The 15,117-nt window shown below is 62.6% G+C and carries 14 protein-coding genes; 4 read left to right on the top strand and 10 right to left on the bottom strand.

Annotated elements, in window-relative coordinates; all coding sequences use genetic code 11:
• Positions 1 to 107: 107 nt before the first annotated feature.
• The 7 genes from H5P28_RS12870 to H5P28_RS12840 all read right to left on the bottom strand — a co-directional run bounded on the left by H5P28_RS12870 (position 108) and on the right by H5P28_RS12840 (position 6,591).
• Positions 108 to 887, bottom strand: coding sequence for an SDR family oxidoreductase (locus tag H5P28_RS12870; RefSeq protein ID WP_185676116.1), 780 nt, complete (start codon positions 885 to 887; stop codon positions 108 to 110).
• 50 nt (positions 888 to 937) lie between these two features.
• Positions 938 to 1,333 (bottom strand): GxxExxY protein, encoded by a 396-nt coding sequence (locus H5P28_RS12865; protein WP_185676115.1) that lies wholly within the window; start codon positions 1,331 to 1,333, stop codon positions 938 to 940.
• A gap of 51 nt (positions 1,334 to 1,384) precedes the next feature.
• Positions 1,385 to 2,482, bottom strand: coding sequence for a sugar kinase (locus H5P28_RS12860; protein WP_185676114.1), 1,098 nt, complete (start codon positions 2,480 to 2,482; stop codon positions 1,385 to 1,387).
• Positions 2,483 to 2,561: 79 nt separating this feature from the next.
• Positions 2,562 to 3,035: a hypothetical protein gene (locus tag H5P28_RS12855; protein ID WP_185676113.1), complete on the bottom strand. Its 474-nt coding sequence runs from the start codon at positions 3,033 to 3,035 to the stop codon at positions 2,562 to 2,564.
• 134 nt (positions 3,036 to 3,169) lie between these two features.
• Positions 3,170 to 4,270, bottom strand: a complete 1,101-nt coding sequence (locus tag H5P28_RS12850) for an Ldh family oxidoreductase (protein ID WP_185676112.1) — start codon at positions 4,268 to 4,270, stop codon at positions 3,170 to 3,172.
• Between the two features lie 138 nt (positions 4,271 to 4,408).
• The gene (locus H5P28_RS12845; protein WP_185676111.1) at positions 4,409 to 5,386 is read right to left on the bottom strand and encodes a phosphoglycerate dehydrogenase; all 978 of its coding nucleotides are present in this window, start codon (positions 5,384 to 5,386) and stop codon (positions 4,409 to 4,411) included.
• Between the two features lie 161 nt (positions 5,387 to 5,547).
• Entirely contained in the window at positions 5,548 to 6,591 is a 1,044-nt protein-coding gene (locus tag H5P28_RS12840; protein ID WP_185676110.1) for a LacI family DNA-binding transcriptional regulator, read from the bottom strand.
• Between the two features lie 238 nt (positions 6,592 to 6,829).
• On the opposite strand from H5P28_RS12840, the gene H5P28_RS12835 reads away from it, so the two are divergent.
• The 3 genes from H5P28_RS12835 (at position 6,830) to H5P28_RS12825 (ending at position 11,166) form a co-directional block, all read left to right on the top strand.
• Positions 6,830 to 8,092 (top strand): tagaturonate epimerase family protein, encoded by a 1,263-nt coding sequence (locus tag H5P28_RS12835; RefSeq protein ID WP_185676109.1) that lies wholly within the window; start codon positions 6,830 to 6,832, stop codon positions 8,090 to 8,092.
• Between the two features lie 168 nt (positions 8,093 to 8,260).
• Positions 8,261 to 10,411, top strand: a complete 2,151-nt coding sequence (locus H5P28_RS12830) for a right-handed parallel beta-helix repeat-containing protein (protein WP_185676108.1) — start codon at positions 8,261 to 8,263, stop codon at positions 10,409 to 10,411.
• Between the two features lie 131 nt (positions 10,412 to 10,542).
• Complete coding sequence (locus H5P28_RS12825; protein ID WP_185676107.1) at positions 10,543 to 11,166, top strand: DUF445 domain-containing protein; 624 nt, start codon at positions 10,543 to 10,545, stop codon at positions 11,164 to 11,166.
• A 41-nt stretch (positions 11,167 to 11,207) separates the two neighbouring features.
• Here H5P28_RS12825 and H5P28_RS12820 read toward each other — a convergent pair whose 3' ends face one another.
• Entirely contained in the window at positions 11,208 to 11,996 is a 789-nt protein-coding gene (locus H5P28_RS12820) for a JAB domain-containing protein (RefSeq protein WP_185676106.1), read from the bottom strand.
• Between H5P28_RS12820 and H5P28_RS12815 the strand changes: the two genes are divergently transcribed.
• Positions 11,995 to 12,888, top strand: a complete 894-nt coding sequence (locus H5P28_RS12815; RefSeq protein WP_185676105.1) for a hypothetical protein — start codon at positions 11,995 to 11,997, stop codon at positions 12,886 to 12,888. The two genes, H5P28_RS12820 and H5P28_RS12815, sit on opposite strands and share 2 nt — an antisense overlap.
• A gap of 199 nt (positions 12,889 to 13,087) precedes the next feature.
• Here H5P28_RS12815 and H5P28_RS12810 read toward each other — a convergent pair whose 3' ends face one another.
• Both H5P28_RS12810 and H5P28_RS12805 read right to left on the bottom strand, forming a co-directional pair.
• The gene (locus H5P28_RS12810; protein WP_185676104.1) at positions 13,088 to 14,017 is read right to left on the bottom strand and encodes an RluA family pseudouridine synthase; all 930 of its coding nucleotides are present in this window, start codon (positions 14,015 to 14,017) and stop codon (positions 13,088 to 13,090) included.
• A complete protein-coding gene (locus tag H5P28_RS12805; protein WP_185676103.1) occupies positions 14,010 to 15,050 on the bottom strand; it encodes an adenosine deaminase family protein in 1,041 nt (346 codons plus the stop codon). Before H5P28_RS12805 ends, H5P28_RS12810 begins: the two co-directional genes overlap by 8 nt.
• Between the last annotated feature and the right edge of the window lie 67 nt (positions 15,051 to 15,117).

The following is a 15,117-nucleotide window of genomic DNA, read 5'->3' as shown; positions in this document are numbered from 1 at the left end:
CTTTAAATACATGAAGAACTTACACGTGTTTGATTTGTGGGTAAAAATAAAGTGACCAACTTCGTGGTCTTCGTGTCTCCTTCGTGCCCTTCGTGACCTTTTAAAAACTAAATGGTCATGGCGGCATAACCGCCATCGACGAGGATCTCCGCGCCGGTAATAAAGCTCCCGGCGTCGCTGGCGAGCAGGAGCGTCGCGCCGACCAGTTCACGGGCCTCGCCGAAGCGCTTCATCGGGGTGTGCCCCATAATCTGCTGGACACGTTCGGGGGTGAGCACCTTGCGGTTCTGCTCCGCCGGGAAGAAACCGGGCACGAGCGTGTTGACGCGGATGTTCTGCGTGGCCCACTCGCGGGCGAGATTTTTTGAGAGGTTGTGGACGGCGGCCTTGGTCGCCGAGTAGGTGAAGACGCGCGAGAGCGGGATCACCCCGGACATGGAGCCGACATTGATGATCGACCCGCCCTGCCCGCGCTCGACGAAGTACTTGCCAAAGACCTGGCAGCACGCGAAGAGCGACTTGAAGTTAATGTCGAGGATGCGGTCCAGCTCCTCTTCGGAAATTTCGAAGAACGGGGTCGGGCTGTTGACACCCGCGCCGTTGACGAGGATGTCCACTTGGCCGGACTTTTTCAGCACGCGCTCAAGCAGCTCCTTGCGCTGCTCCGCGTCGCCGACTTCACAAGACTCGAAGTAGCTTTTGCCGTGGAAACGGTGGAGCTTCTCCAGGCGGGCGGCGGCTTTTTCCTCGCTGCGACCGACGAGGACCACCTCGGCCCCGGCTCCGGCCAGCCCTTCGGCCATCGCGCCGCACAGCTCGCCCGTGCCGCCGATGACGACCGCGGTTTTTCCTTCGAGGGAGAAAAGTTCGTTCAGGTAATTAGACATTTTTTAATGGGTCACGAAGGGCACCAAGGAGACACAAAGAGCACAAAGCGCTACAGAACGATCCTCTTCAGTCCTTCTTTTAGAGTTCTGGCTCTGAAATTAATCAACAGACCGAGCCGGGCCTGCTGAAATTTTAAATAGGTCAAGACTTGGGCGGTGTGGACAGGGAGAAGTTCATCAACGGCCTTGAGCTCGACGACGAGCGCACCCTCGACTAACAAGTCGATGCGGTAAGCATTTTCGATCAGGCAGTCTTTGTAGGAAATGGAAACAGAAAGCTGACACTGATGGGAAATGCCTCGAAGCGTCAGTTCGTGGGAAAGGCATTTTTCGTAAGCACTTTCCAGTAAGCCAGGGCCAACACTTTTGTGCACTTCGATAGCCGCTCCAATAACCCGATTCGCCAATGCCTCGACGTCAGAAGTTATTGAAGCGTCCACCTTCATCTTTGTGCTCTTCGTGTCTTCCTCGTGTCCTTCGTGACCAGCCTCATTCCCTTAGCGCACGACGCGGGCGGAGCCGCCCTTCATGATCTTTTCGACTTCCTTACAGGAGGCCATGGTGGTGTCGCCGGGTGTGGTCATGGCAAGAGCGCCGTGAGCCGCGCCATAATCGACGGCGAGCTGGGGGTCGTTGGCGGAAAGGAAGCCGTAGATCAGGCCGCTGGCGAAGCTGTCGCCGCCGCCGACGCGGTCGAGGATTTCCAGGCGCGGGTACTCGCGCGACTCGTAGAAGCCCCCATCATGCCAGCAGATGGCGCTCCAGTCGTTGACCGTGGCGGTGTGGACTTCGCGCAGGGTCGTGCCGGTGGCCTGGAAGTTCGGGAACTCCTTCACGGCGGTGGCGATCATCTTCTTGAAGCTCTCGACCTGGATGTTGCCGATCTGCTCGCTCACGCCCTCGACCTCGAAGCCTAGGCACGCGGTGAAGTCTTCTTCGTTGCCGATCATGACGTCCACGTACTTGGCGATCTCGCGGTTGACTTCCTGGCACTTGGCGTGGCCGCCGATGGACTTCCACAGCGAGGGGCGGTAGTTGAGGTCGTAGGAGACGATGGTGCCGTTCTTCTTGGCGATCTTGACCGCCTCAATGACCACGTCCGGTGTGGTGTCGGAAAGGGCCGCGTAGATGCCGCCGGTGTGGAACCAGCGCACGCCGCATTCGCCAAAAATGTACTCCCAGTCAATGTCGCCGACCTTGATCTGGCTGGCGGCGGTGTGGCCGCGGTCGGGCACGCCAACGGCGCCGCGGATGCCGAAGCCGCGCTCGGTGAAGTTGAGGCCGTTGCGGACGGTGCGGCCCACGCCGTCGTAGTCCTTCCACTGGATGAAGCGCGTATCGACGCCGCCCTGGAGGATGAAGTCCTCGATCAGCCGCCCGACGGGGTTCTCCGCGAAAGCGGTCACCACGGCGGCGCGCAGGCCGAAGCAGCGGCGCAGGCCACGGGCCACGTTGTACTCGCCGCCACCTTCCCAGGCAGCGAACTGGCGCGTGGTGTGCACGCGGCCCTCGCCCGGGTCGAGGCGGAGCATCACCTCGCCAAGGGAGAGGATGTCGTATTGGCAGGATTCCTGGGATTTGATTTCAATGGCCATGACTGATGTCTTTGGGTCTTTGGTAGTTTTGTAAGGGTTAAATTAATCGAGAGCCCTGAAGCAAATTTTAGAAAAAGGCTCAGGGGCGATCCTTGCCCCGACGCACCCACACGTAGTAGTTGGGCTTGAGCTCGTCGGCGCTGCGGATGTTGATCTGGTTGGCGTTGTAGAAATTAATGGTCAGGGTGACCGTATTGGGCGCTTCGCCCATGACCACGGTCAGCGTGCGGCCTTCGGACTTCACGTAGCTGGCCGGGATCGGCAACTGGCTGTCCTTGTGCGCGATGACGATCTGGTTCGGCGCGAAGTGGTAGGCGGTAAAAAGCAGCTTTTCCAGGGCCTTGGGCCAGATGGTCGAGCGAAAGTCCACCCGCTGGTCGGGCGTCATCGCCTCCCATTCGGGCGACTTCTCAAACTGCTCCCAGCTGGCGTCGGCGTCGATGACCCAGGTGCCAATAATGGCCTGGGCCGGGTCAATGCCCGACTGGGCCCGGAGCAGACCGGGAATGAGCAGCAAGGCTGCGAGGAAGAAGCTGGTGATCGAAATTTTCATTGGGACGCGCTTTCCAGAGTGTTGTTAATCCGAGGGTGGATGTGACGTGTTTTCACGAGCACCCTTAGCGGATTGGCACAGCCCCGGCAAGGCGCATCGTTCCCGCCCGGACGAGCCGGGCGGGAACGACGGTTTTACACATTTTCAGCCTGATCGAAATCGCCGAGTTTCCAGCCGGTATGGCCGCATTCATGGGCGATGTCGTTGAAAACGTCGAGTTCGGCCCTGGAGAAGAGCAGGCCACCGGCAGCGTCGGAACGCTTGGCCGCCTGGGCCTCGATCTGTCCGGGCAGGATGCAGGACTCGTTGCCGTGGCCGAGCACGTCGGCGAGGACGGCCTTGACATTCTCGGCCTGGTTCCGCCCGAGGGCGTAGTCCCCGCCGGCAATCGCCTCCGGGTGGATGACCTGGAAGTAGAAGGCGGGCGTGTGCTTCTCCTCGGGGTTCTTCTGCCAGCGCGAGCGCAGGGTCGGCAGCGAACCGCCGATAAAGGCGCCCATGATCTCGTTGATGAGGGAAAGCCCGTAGCCCTTGTGCGCCCCGAAGGTCGTCAGCGCGACGACTTCGGCGGGGTCTGTGGTCGGGTTACCGTCCTTGTCCACTGCCGCGTTCGGAGGGAGCTGCTTGCCCTCGCGGGCGAGTTGCTGGACGCGGCCCATCGCCACGACCGAGGTGGCCCAGTCAACCACGATGGGAAAACCCACCGCGTCCACCGTGGGGAAACCCCAGGAGTGCGGGTTGGTCCCGAGCGTGGGGAACTTCCCCATAAATGGCACGACTTCGGCCAGCGCCGCCGTGCAATTAGTGTAGGCGATGTAGCCACGCGAGGCGGCCTCCATCACGTAGCCGCCGCCCCACAGGTAGTGGAAGGCGTTGTCCACCGAGACCTGCCCGATGCCGTACTTGTCGGCCAGCGCGATGGCCTCATCCATGGCGGCGTAGGCGGTCGCCTGACCGAGCTTGCGGTTGGCGTTCCAGATTTCGCTGGCGGCGAAACGGGAGGGCTTTTTCTCGATCTCGGCCCCGGGCTTACAGCCACCGGCAGCGGAGCCGAAAAGGTGGTCCAGGTGGAGCGCCTTGATCGCGTTGTGGGTGCGGATACCGTGGCGGCTGGCATGCGCGGAGAAACGCGCGGCGGCGGCAGCCTCGTCCGCGGTGAACCCGCGGTGGCGGTAGGCGGCGACGACCAGTTCGTTATGGGTCGCCTCGGGAACGATATAGAAAGTTTCGCTCATGGTTAATCGGAATGTTTAAAGTGGGTCACGAAGAAGGCACGAAGGGCACAAGGACAGGACAATCGGGAGCAACGTTTGAAAGAATAAAACTTCGTGCTCTTCGCGCCTTCTTCGTGTCCTTCGTGATCGTATTTTTATCTAACTCAAAGCGGGAATCGGCACGTCATTGACCTGCGCGAGCGGTTTCTTGCCCTCCAGGCACAGCAGGAGATTCTGCGTGGCCATCATGGCCTGGCGCTGGACGGACTCGTGCGTGCGCGAGCCGATGTGCGGCGTGAGCACGCAGTTCGGGGCGGTCAGCAGCGGATGGTCCGGGCGGGGCGGCTCCTCGTCGAGCACGTCCGCGCCGTAGCCGCCGACCTTGCCGGATTTGAGCGCGGCCACCATGTCGGCCGTGTTGACCAGCTCGCCCCGGGCACAGTTGAGGATGACGACGCCATCCTTCATCTTCGCAATCGAAGCGGCGCTGATGAGGTTGCGGGTTTCCTCGGTCAGGTTGGTGTGCAGGGAAATGATGTCGGCCTTTTCAAAAACACCGTCAAAGCTCTCGGCCCGTTCGATCCCGTACTCCTTGGCAAACTCCTCGGGCCAGTACAGGTCGTTACCGATGATCTTCAAACCGAAGGCCTTGGCGCGGATGGCGACCTCCTTGCCGATGCGGCCCAGACCGACGATACCGATGGTCTTGCCCATGATCTCGTGGCCGGTCAGGCGCTTCCAGTTCCCGGCGCGCACATAGTTGGCCTCATCGACCAGGCTGCGGAACAGCGCCAGCATCAGCGCGAAGCTGTGCTCGGCCACGGTGGTGTGGTTGACCCCGGGTGTGAAACAGAGTGGCAAGCCCATTTCGGTGGCGGCGGCCACGTCGATCTTGTCCACGCCAATGCCGTACTTGGCGATGATCTTGAGCTTCGGGGTGGCCTTTTCCAGCACCTTGCGGGTGATGGCGTCGTCCCCGCACAGGAAAGCGTCAAAGTCGCCCACCAGCTCAAGCATCTGCTGCTCGGAGAGCGGGCCGCGCTCACAGTGGACCTCGTGGCCGGAGCCGTTAAGCAGTTCGTGGTGCGGGCCGGGGGTATCCTGATAGGAAGTGGTCGTAAGGAGTATTTTAGCCATGAATATCGGAATTTACGCTCAAAATCACACACGTGTAGGGTGGAGTCAAGTATGAACCGCCTGAAATCCGCCATCGCGGCTAAGTAACAAAACAGTTACATTTTGACAGCATTCAATAAAGACGCTGGCCGCCCCAAGACCACCCCCCCCAAAAAAACCTGCTACGCCTGAGCGGTGGACTCGCGCTCGACCAGAGTCGGGCGCACGCTGCGGGGCTTGAGCGCGGCGGCGGCCTCGCCGCCCTCGACCAAAGCATCGAGCATCTCGACCGCAGCCTCCATCATGGACTCGACCCGCTGGTCGATCGTCGTCAGCGGCGGGCAGGCGTAAGCGGCCATGTCGTTGTTGTCGTAGCTTACGATGGACAGGTTTTTGGGAAAATCCCACCCCTTGCGGCGCAGCCGGTGCATAAGGCCGATGGCCACCCGGTCATTGAGGACGACCGCCGCCGTGGCGGATGGAGCGGAGGCAGCAAACACCCCAGCCAGCCGCTCCCCGAAGGCATAATCGTGCTGCTGCCAGCCCTCCACGTAAAAGTGGCTAAAATCACGCTCCCAGTCGAGCCCGAGGCGGCTGCAGGTGCGCTTGAGCCCCTGGAACTTGACCGAGCCGTTGGCGTCGGTGGGGTCGATCCCGAGGTTGACAAAACGCCGGTGCCCGAGCCCATAGAGGTGCTCCAGCGCGAGCTTCATCGAGTAGGCGCGGTCTAGGGTGACGCGGCGCTCGACGCGGGCCTTTTCCGGGTCGATCCAGACCACGGGCGTCCCCTGCTCGCGGGCATGCCGCAGGGACGGGTCCTCCTCGCTCAGCCGGGAGCCGATCAAGACGATCCCATCCACCCGCATCGACAGGAAATGCCCCACAATGCGCTCCTCCAGCCCCGGATTACCGTCGGTCAGCTCGATCAGCGTGTGCCGCCCCTGCTCGCGCAGGAGGTTTTGCAGGATCGTGCTCTTGCGTACCAGAATCGGGCTCTCGATCTCCTGAAAGCAAATGCCGATGGTCCCGGTCTTGCCCCCGCGCAGGCCGCGAGCGAGGGCGTTGGGCTGGTAGCCCAGTTCCTCCATCGCCTGCTGCACACGCTCCACCGTGGCCGGGAGGACACCGGGATGGCCGTTGAGCACGCGGGAAACCGTCCAGCGCGAAAGTCCCAGATGACGCGCCAGGGCGGCGGCAGTGGCGGGCTTGGAGGGACGGGTTGACATAATCGGGCGCTTGGGAAAGTCTTCGGAGGTTTTTTCTTAATTTCAACGCTGGCGCAAGCCGGATACTTTGGACGAACAGGGCGGTTTTCGGATTCAACGAGCCGGGAACTGCCATTTTCAACCAAAAACACCACCACGAATGCCAACCCACGAATTTCGAATTAACTGTCGCAGGCAGCGGCAAGCGAACTTACACGTGTAGGATTCTCGCCACACTGTCAAGACCAAGCACTTTCCCATGCCTCAAGCGAATACACCCGTCATCCTCGGATTGAAAAAATCTTTCGGCTTCGGTGACCGGCTCGGCCTGGCCGGACCGGGGCACATTGCTGCACTGGAAAAGTCCACTTTCTACGGCATGCTCGCCCAACAGTCCATGCGCGAGCTGACCCGCAGCCGCCGCCGTGCCGACCAGGTAGTGGAGGCCGCCCGCACCGCCGTCGAGGCCGCCCACTTCACCCGCCCCTGGGGCGCGGACGCCGATCACCTCAAGACCGTCGAAGATGTCGCCCACACAGCCAAGGCAGGTTTCACCTTTTTCACGCTCGACCCGAGCGCCAGCGTGGCCAACGCCGCCGACACCATGAGCGAGGACGAATTGCGCGCGGAAACCGGCAAGCTCGCCGCCGAGGGCCTCCTGCCCGGTGACTGGCCACGCCGCTACCTCGACGGAAAGTGGGAAGTGGACAACGGCCCTCCCCTCACCTTCGACGAGGAATCCCTCCTGCGCGCCGCCGTCAAATACACCCGCGCCACCGCCACCTGCGCCCGTCTCTATCAGGCCGTGGCCGAGCACTGCACCTCGCGACCCTTCGAGGTCGAGATCGCGGTGGACGAAACCAGTGCTCCCACCAGCCACCGCGAACACCTCTTCCTCGCCCTCGAACTCAAACGCCGGGGGGTGAGCTTCATCAGCCTGGCCCCGCGCTTCGTGGGCAAGTTCGAAAAGGGCATCGACTATGTGGGCGACATTGCGGCCTTTAACGACGAGCTGAAGCGCCATGTAGCCATCGCCCGCACCCTCGGGCCGTACAAGATCTCCGTCCACAGCGGCTCGGATAAGTTCTCGCTCTACCCCTCCATCGGACGCATCTGCGGCGATCTCCTGCATGTGAAAACGGCCGGTACCAGCTACCTGGAAGCCCTCCGCGTGGTCTGGCGCACGGATCCGGAGCTCTTCCGCGAAATCGCCCACTACGCCGCCGAGCACTTCGAGGAGGAAAAGACGTCCTTTCTCATCTCCACCACCGACGAGGAAGTCGCCGCCCTGGCCCGCGACTGGCCCGTTGATCCCGAGAGCGCCTACTTCGAGGAGCGCGTGGGCCGGCAACTCCTGCATGTCACCTTCGGCTCCGTGCTCGTGCTCGGACGCCGCCCCTCCGGCCTCCCCTTTAACGAAGCCATCCGCGAGTCCCTTCACACCCACGCCGGGGAGTATCGCCAGACGCTCGAAGCCTGCTTCACCCGCCACCTCTCCCTGCTCGAATCCGAAAGCGCCTAAGGCGTGCCTTATCCGGGGCTGCGAGCCCCGCGCCCGCAGTGCGTGCCGCGCTGGACATTTCTAATGCTGCCGCATCACACAACGATGTCGGAAGCTTAAAACTCGGGATACTCGCGCGGCAGGGAAAAAGCTTGTTAAGGGCCGGGCAATTTCGTCCGCTTATAGGTGATGCGCCCCGCGCTTAAGCTCAATCTGTTCGCCCTTCTCTCTTTGCTGCCGGTAGCGAACGCAGCCGAACCGGTCGCCGTTTCCCTTTCGGACATCCAACCGGCGAGCGGCGCGGCTGTGAATGAGTCCGTCGAACAAATCTACTTGCGGGTGGACCCGACCTTTGTCCTCCCCGAGGGGGAAGACCCGACCGACGCCCCGTTCAAAACCATCCAGAGCGCCGTCAACGCCGCCATCCAGTACCTGGAGCGCGACATCCCCGTGCTCATCAGCCTGCGTGACTTTCTTTACCGCGAATCGGTCACCATCCCCGGTAATTCCCTCGGCGCACTGCTGGTTATCCAGGGTGACTCCCGCGACGGCACCCTTATCAGCGGCAGCGAGGTCCTCACTGAAGGCTGGGAACTGGCCGACGCGGAAAAAAACATCTGGCGGCACGCCTGGGACCGCGACTGGGGGGACTTTATGCTGGACCAGAGCTGGTCAGCCAGCCAGGGGAAAAAAGCCCCGCAGCGCCTCATCTCCCAAAGCCGGGCCACCAGTGTCGCCCTGAGCTGGGAGCCACCCACTGATCAGAGCGCCCCCATCGTCGCCTACCGCGTTTACCGGCAGCGGATAGGCACCACAGAGCAGGATTACCGGCTCGTGGCCGACGAGCTTGAGGAGACCGCGTGGGAGGACTTTTCCGTAGAACCAGCCACCGCCTTTGAGAACAACCAGTATGCCTACTACGTCACCGCGATTGACAAATGGGGCAACGAGAGTCGCCCCTCGGGCATCGTCAACAGTCGAGCCCGCGACCCCGAAGGCCCCGGCTACGAGCCCTACGTCGTGCGGCGGCGGGAGCTGCTTTTCCTCGACAGCCGCCCGCTCAAAATGGTCGAGACCCCGGAAGCACTCACGGCAGGCAAGGAATCGGGCACCTTTTACGTCAACGACGGCTACCTGCGCGACCGCAAGGACGGTTATGTCCTGGCCTGCCTGCCCGCAGGGAAAACCCCGGCCAACAGCCAGATCGAGGCTGCCACGAACTTCAACCCCGGCCGCAAGGACGCCAGCGCCTGCCTGTATATCGTGGACAAGCCGAACCTCGTCCTGCGCAACCTCAGCCTCGCCTATTCCGTCCAGGACGGGCTACGACTGGACTCTTGCCGCAACGTGTTGATCGAGGACGTGCGGGCCTTCCGCAACGGCGGGAACGGTATCGATATCAATATCCAGCGCCAACTCCAGCCGGTGAGCGAGGCCGTCACCCTGCGCCGCGTGCAGGCTACAGAGAACGGCGCTTGCGGGATCAACGGCTCGCGTTTCAAAAACCTTCTGGTCGAGGACAGCCTGACCGCCATGAACAACTGGCGCGGCGACTGGGGCGACTTCCACGGCTGGGACCGCGCGGGGCTGCGCCTGCGCAACGTCCATCGTGGCACCGTCCGCCACCACACCAGCGGCTTCAACGCCTGCGCCGGAATCTGGCTCGACTACAACAACCGCGGCCTCCTCCTTGATGAGATGAAGTCACTGAGCAATATTCACTCGCCGGGCCTCATCATCCAGGCCAGCCAGGGGCCGGTCGCGATCCGCTCAAGCCAATTCTCAGCCAATAGCGTCGGCCTGCTGTTGGACAACGCCAGCGACGGGCTGCTGGAGGATTCCCTGCTGGTGGACAACTTCTCGGCCCAGCTCAAAATCGCCGTTCGCGACGCCCAGCCGGTCGTGGACTGGACCGACCAGAGCGAGCACAGCGTTCGCACCGGTAACTGGACCTGGCGGAACAATATTTTCGCCGCCGCCGCCAACGACCCCGAGCGTCCCGCCCCCGCCCTTGTCGAAGCCCCCTACACCGAGTGGCCGTTTTTCTACAAAACCCTCCACTCCAGCCGCAACCTGTGGTGGACGTCCCACCCCGCCCGCACCGTGCTGCTCGACGGGCTTCAGGCGGACTTTGCCGGGTGGCAATTCGCCAGTGCACAGGACCTGGACTCGCTCTTGGCTGACCCGAAACTGGAACGCGACGCGGACACCCACCTGCTGACGCCCGCCGCCGACTCCCCCATCCACGACCGCGCCAACTGGCCCGTGACCGAACTCCCCGACGACCACCGCGAACAGTTCGAGGCCACCCGGCCCCGACCCGCACCCGAAGGCGTGTAGGGTCTGTTCGAGGCTTTCTTTCCGGGACTGCATGTCCAGAAAAGTCGCTCCCCCTGACTACCGGTCCAGTCGGACCGCAAGCCGGACTTGTCAGGGAACCGCGCATGTGCGAAACTGGTCCCTTATTGCCCATGCCCAGCCTTGACGCCATCTTTCCGCTCGCGTGGATACCCTTTGTGACCGCCTTCATCGGCTGGCTGACCAACTGGGTCGCCATCCAGATGCTCTTTCGCCCCCGGCGAAAAGTAAGGGTGTTTTTCCTCAAATGGCAGGGGCTCATCCCCCGCCGCCAGGCCGATGTGGCCGACACTGTGGCTGAGGTCATCGAGCGCGAAGTCCTCAGTCAGCACACCATCCGCACCGAACTGGAACGCCTTGACGTGACCGGGCGGCTGGACGCCTTCGTCCGGCGCGTGGTGCGCGACAAAGCGGGCCGCAAGCTCCAGGCCATTCCGCTCATCGGCAGCTTCATCAACGACCGCACCATCGGCATGATCGAACAGGCGGCGGTGGACGCCGTCCACGAAGAGGCCGACAAGATGCGCTCCACCCTGGCCGAAGACCTCGAAAAGCACCTGCAAATCCGCGACATCGTACGCCAGCGCATCGCCGAGTTTGACCTGGACAAGCTCGAATCCGTGGTCAAGCAGGTCGCCTCCAGGGAGTTCCGGCTCATCGAGTGGCTGGGCGGCATCCTCGGGTTCATCATCGGACTGGTGCAGGTCGCCATCCTGCTGCTCATCGGCCAGGCCTGAGCCGGTCGGCAGACAGCAGGGCCGCACAGCCTGGTCTGGACTCACAGTTTGAGCAGCTTCTGGTCGAGAAAGCTCAGGGCGTCGTCCGGGGTGACGATGATATGGTCGAGCAGCTTGAGCCCCACGGCGTCGGCGGCTTCGACCAGTTTGCGGGTCAGGTGCAGGTCTTCGGAGGAGGCTTTGAGCTGGCCGCTGGGGTGGTTGTGAGCGACCACGATGAAAACCGCGTGCCGGGCCAGCGCCGCTTGCATGACCTTGCGCGGGTAGACCGTGGTCCGGTCGGCCACGCCCTCCTCCAGCCGCTGCACTCCGTCGGGCAGGAGCTGGTAGCGCTTGTCCAGGTAGGCGACCTCGAAGACCTCGTGCCGCAGGCCGCCGAGCCGCGCGCGCCAGAAGTCGATCAACTCGTCCACCCCGTCAAGCAGGGAACGGCTTTCGGTCCGCTGGCGCAGGTAGAGCGTAGCCGACTCCCGGATGATCCGCAACGCCACAGGGGCGACCTCGCCAATACCCTCCACCTCGCGCAGTTCCTCCGGAGGGGCGTCCAGAATTCCCCGCAGCGAACCAAAACGCCGGAGCAGCGCCTTGGCCGGGGCTTTCACATCGCGCCGGGGGATACACAGCGTCAGCAGCACCTCAACGATCTCATGGTCGGCGAACCCGTCGAAACCGGACTTGAGAAACCGCTGGCGAAGCCTGGCCCGATGTCCCTCTCCCGGCGTTGGTGTATTCATGTGAAAAGCAGACAATCCCACCCCGCCCCGCAGGTCAACTGAAACGACGCGCCCGGGCTTGCCTTTTGCCCCCGACAGGTCTAGATTTTCATCCATGATGGGCGGCAAGCTTTACGCCACCGCGTGGTTGACGCTTATGCTCTGCTGGACAACGGCAGCGCCCGCTGCCGATATTACCCCCGGCGATACTTACGCGGACATGGTTTCCGCCCTCGGCGAGCCGCAGGGGTATTTCGAACTGGCGGACAAAACGCTCTATCTTTACCCGGCAGGTAAAGTCACCGTGGTCAACCAAGTCGTGACTGCGGTCGAACTCAAGACCCAGTCCGAACTCGACCGCGAAGCCGCCCTCAAGGCCGAATCCGCCCGCCAGTGGGAAGCCCACAAACAGATGAAGCAGGCCCGACAACAGGAAAAGGGGGAAAAACTCAAGAACGACAAGCTGAGCGACCCGGCCTTTCTCAGCCTGTCCTCCGGCGAGCAACTCGCCTTCTGGAAGCGTTTCCAGCGCGATTTCCCTGAAATCGGTGTGACGGAAATTGTCACCCCGCTGGCCGAACGCTTCGCCCGCGAGCAGGAGGAACTGGCCCGCGCCGAAAGCCAGCTCAAAGCCCAGCAACAGAAGATCAACTCCCTCGAACAGCGCGTGCAGGATGCCGAAAAGAGCGCCCAGGAGGCTGAACTGGCCGCCGCCCGTCAATCCGCCTACTCCAACTACTCCGCCTTTTACGGGACCGAGTACCCAGCCTACTATTACCCCTATCCCCAGAGCCGCGTCGTCATCGTCAACAGCGACGGCAACACCACGGTCATCCCCGCCAACCCCCGCCCCTACTACCGCCGCAGTGGCGTCCAGGTCAACGGCAGCATCGGCAGCGTGAACTTCCGCTACTCCTCCGGCGGCTCCCCCTACTACCAGGGCGGCTACCCCGGTAACTCGACCATCATCGTGCGCACGCCGCAGACTCCGCCTCCGCAGAACCCGTAAGCCGGGTGTGCTGTATTTTTTTCACCGCTGAGGCGCAGAGGATTACTCGTGAATAACTCCTATGCGGTTTAGTGATTTTTGTGGTTTTTCGTGGCTATAAATAAAAAAGATCGTGCGCGGCCACGCATCCTCTGCGCTCTCCGCTTCCTCCTGTTAAAAATCCTCTCCGTGCCTCTGTGCCTCCGTGTGAGTAAAATCTTTAACGAGATTGCCGCAGTCGCTCCACCTGCGCCTCGAATGCGTCCGGCAGCGGGGCCTCAAAGAGCATGTCCTCCCCCGTGATCGGGTGGGAAAAGCCGAGCAGCTGCGCATGGAGGAAAAAGTGCGGCGGGGCCTTCTCGCCGGGGCGGGGCCGGTAGCCGTAGGTGGTGTCCCCGAGGATCGGGTGCCCAAGGTGGCTCAGGTGGACGCGAATCTGGTGCGTGCGTCCGGTGTGCAGAAAGCACCTCACCAGCGTGTGCGCGTGCCCGAAGTGCTCCACCACCTGCCAGTCGGTGTGGGCGTGGCGTCCGCCCTCGATCACGGCCATGCGGGTGCGGTTGACCGGGTGGCGGTCGATGGGTTCCTTCACCGTGCCGGATTCGAGCCGGGGATTACCGGTCACGATGGCCAGGTACTCCTTGCGAATTTCGCGGCCCGCGAAGCCCGCCACGAGCTTGAAAAACGCCTCGTCCGTCCGGGCGAAGACAATCGCCCCGCTCGTCTCCTTATCCAGCCGGTGGACGATCCCCGGTCGCAAATCCCCCGAGGCTCGGCTGAGCTTGCCCGCGCAGGCGTGCATCATGCCGTGGCAGAGGGTCGGCACCTCAATGCCGGGACCGCCGTGGGTGATGACGCCGCAGGGCTTCAGGGCGACGGCGATATGCTCGTCCTGGTAAAGCAGTTCGATCCCGAGATCCACCGGCTCGACGCTGCTCGGCGGCGGCTCCGGCAGCACGAGACTGAGGATGTCCCCGGCCTCCAGCGGATGCTTTTTTTTGATCGCTTCGCCGTTCAAAAGCACCTCGCCCCGGTCAAAGGACTTCTGGAGTCGCGAGCGGCTGAAGTTCGGGAAATTCTCGGCCAACACGCGGTCGGCTCGTTCGCGCTCGACGCCCTCGGGCACCATGAATGGGATAGGCTCAGGCATCGGCGGGACAGTCTCTCTGCTCGGCGGAACCTTCGAGCAGCGAAGCAGCGGTACGGTCGAATTCCTCCAGCAGGGCCTGCCGGTGCTCCTCGCACAGCAGCGCCGCCTCGAAGCCGTTGCGGGCGATGCGGACCAATTCGGCCCGGCTGAAACCACGGTGCACGTGGAGCAGTTCGTACTCGTCGGCCAGCTTGTTGCCGAAAACCAACGGATCGTCCGTGCTCACGGTACAGCGCACCCCGGCGTCGAAAAGTTCGCGTATCGGGTGGTTGTCGCGGGTGATGCCGGGCATGAGTTTGACATTGCTGATCGGGCACACGTCGAGCGTGAGGTCACGCTCGCGGATAAGCGCCAGCACCGCCGGGTCTTCGACCGCGCGTACGCCATGCTCGATGCGCTGGGCACCGAGTTCCTCGATCACGTACCGGACAAACTCCGCCCCGCAGAACTCGCCCGCATGCGCCTTGGTAAACTTCCCCGTCTCGCGGGCCTCACGCCAGAGGCGCGGGGCGATTTCATCGACAGGCAGGGTCTCGGTGCCGTGCAGGTCGATCCCGGCCAAGCCGTCCCAGGTGAGCGCCTCCTCGATCACGGGAAGCATTTTTTCGTTCATGCCGCCGTGGTGGATGCCCATGAAAATCCGCACCTCCATCCCCTCCGGGACGGCGGCCAACAGGCCGTCGAGGATGCCCTTGCCGTCCACCCCGAGGAACTCGATCACGCCGCTGGCGAAACTCGTTTCCACGTAGTGCACATTCTGCTCCTGAAGCTCACGAAAAACCACCTTTGCCGCCTCATGGTATCGCTCGGGCGAAACGTACCAGGCCAGCGCGTGCCCGAGCAACTGCTCGTCGAAGTGCGCGAAGTCGCGGAACTTGAAGTGCCCCTCCCATGACGGTGGCGTGGCCGCGTACTTGATCCCATCCAGCTCCTGCAGGAGCCGCCACGGCAGCGCCCCCTCCATGTGCAGATGCGTTTCGGTCTTGGGCAGCGCGTTGATAAACGCGCGCAGGCTGTGGGCGGAATCGGTCATCACTTTTTAATGGGTCACGAAGATCACAAAGGAGACACAAAGAGCACGAAGCTTTATAAAGCTCTTG

The organism is Ruficoccus amylovorans, from assembly GCF_014230085.1.
In the GTDB taxonomy this organism is placed as follows: domain Bacteria; phylum Verrucomicrobiota; class Verrucomicrobiia; order Opitutales; family Cerasicoccaceae; genus Ruficoccus; species Ruficoccus amylovorans.
Note: the sequence above shows the minus strand (reverse complement) of the source record. Positions and strands in the feature narration are given on the sequence as shown.

What these genes read in the sequence shown, in the direction of transcription:
- H5P28_RS12870 (WP_185676116.1), bottom strand. Translation starts at nt 887, where the DNA reads ATGTCTAATTACCTGAACGAACTTTTCTCCCTCGAAGGAAAAACCGCG.
- H5P28_RS12865 (WP_185676115.1), bottom strand. Translation starts at nt 1,333, where the DNA reads ATGAAGGTGGACGCTTCAATAACTTCTGACGTCGAGGCATTGGCGAAT.
- H5P28_RS12860 (WP_185676114.1), bottom strand. Translation starts at nt 2,482, where the DNA reads ATGGCCATTGAAATCAAATCCCAGGAATCCTGCCAATACGACATCCTC.
- H5P28_RS12855 (WP_185676113.1), bottom strand. Translation starts at nt 3,035, where the DNA reads ATGAAAATTTCGATCACCAGCTTCTTCCTCGCAGCCTTGCTGCTCATT.
- H5P28_RS12850 (WP_185676112.1), bottom strand. Translation starts at nt 4,270, where the DNA reads ATGAGCGAAACTTTCTATATCGTTCCCGAGGCGACCCATAACGAACTG.
- H5P28_RS12845 (WP_185676111.1), bottom strand. Translation starts at nt 5,386, where the DNA reads ATGGCTAAAATACTCCTTACGACCACTTCCTATCAGGATACCCCCGGC.
- H5P28_RS12840 (WP_185676110.1), bottom strand. Translation starts at nt 6,591, where the DNA reads ATGTCAACCCGTCCCTCCAAGCCCGCCACTGCCGCCGCCCTGGCGCGT.
- H5P28_RS12835 (WP_185676109.1), top strand. Translation starts at nt 6,830, where the DNA reads ATGCCTCAAGCGAATACACCCGTCATCCTCGGATTGAAAAAATCTTTC.
- H5P28_RS12830 (WP_185676108.1), top strand. Translation starts at nt 8,261, where the DNA reads ATGCGCCCCGCGCTTAAGCTCAATCTGTTCGCCCTTCTCTCTTTGCTG.
- H5P28_RS12825 (WP_185676107.1), top strand. Translation starts at nt 10,543, where the DNA reads ATGCCCAGCCTTGACGCCATCTTTCCGCTCGCGTGGATACCCTTTGTG.
- H5P28_RS12815 (WP_185676105.1), top strand. Translation starts at nt 11,995, where the DNA reads ATGATGGGCGGCAAGCTTTACGCCACCGCGTGGTTGACGCTTATGCTC.
- H5P28_RS12820 (WP_185676106.1), bottom strand. Translation starts at nt 11,996, where the DNA reads ATGGATGAAAATCTAGACCTGTCGGGGGCAAAAGGCAAGCCCGGGCGC.
- H5P28_RS12810 (WP_185676104.1), bottom strand. Translation starts at nt 14,017, where the DNA reads ATGCCTGAGCCTATCCCATTCATGGTGCCCGAGGGCGTCGAGCGCGAA.
- H5P28_RS12805 (WP_185676103.1), bottom strand. Translation starts at nt 15,050, where the DNA reads ATGACCGATTCCGCCCACAGCCTGCGCGCGTTTATCAACGCGCTGCCC.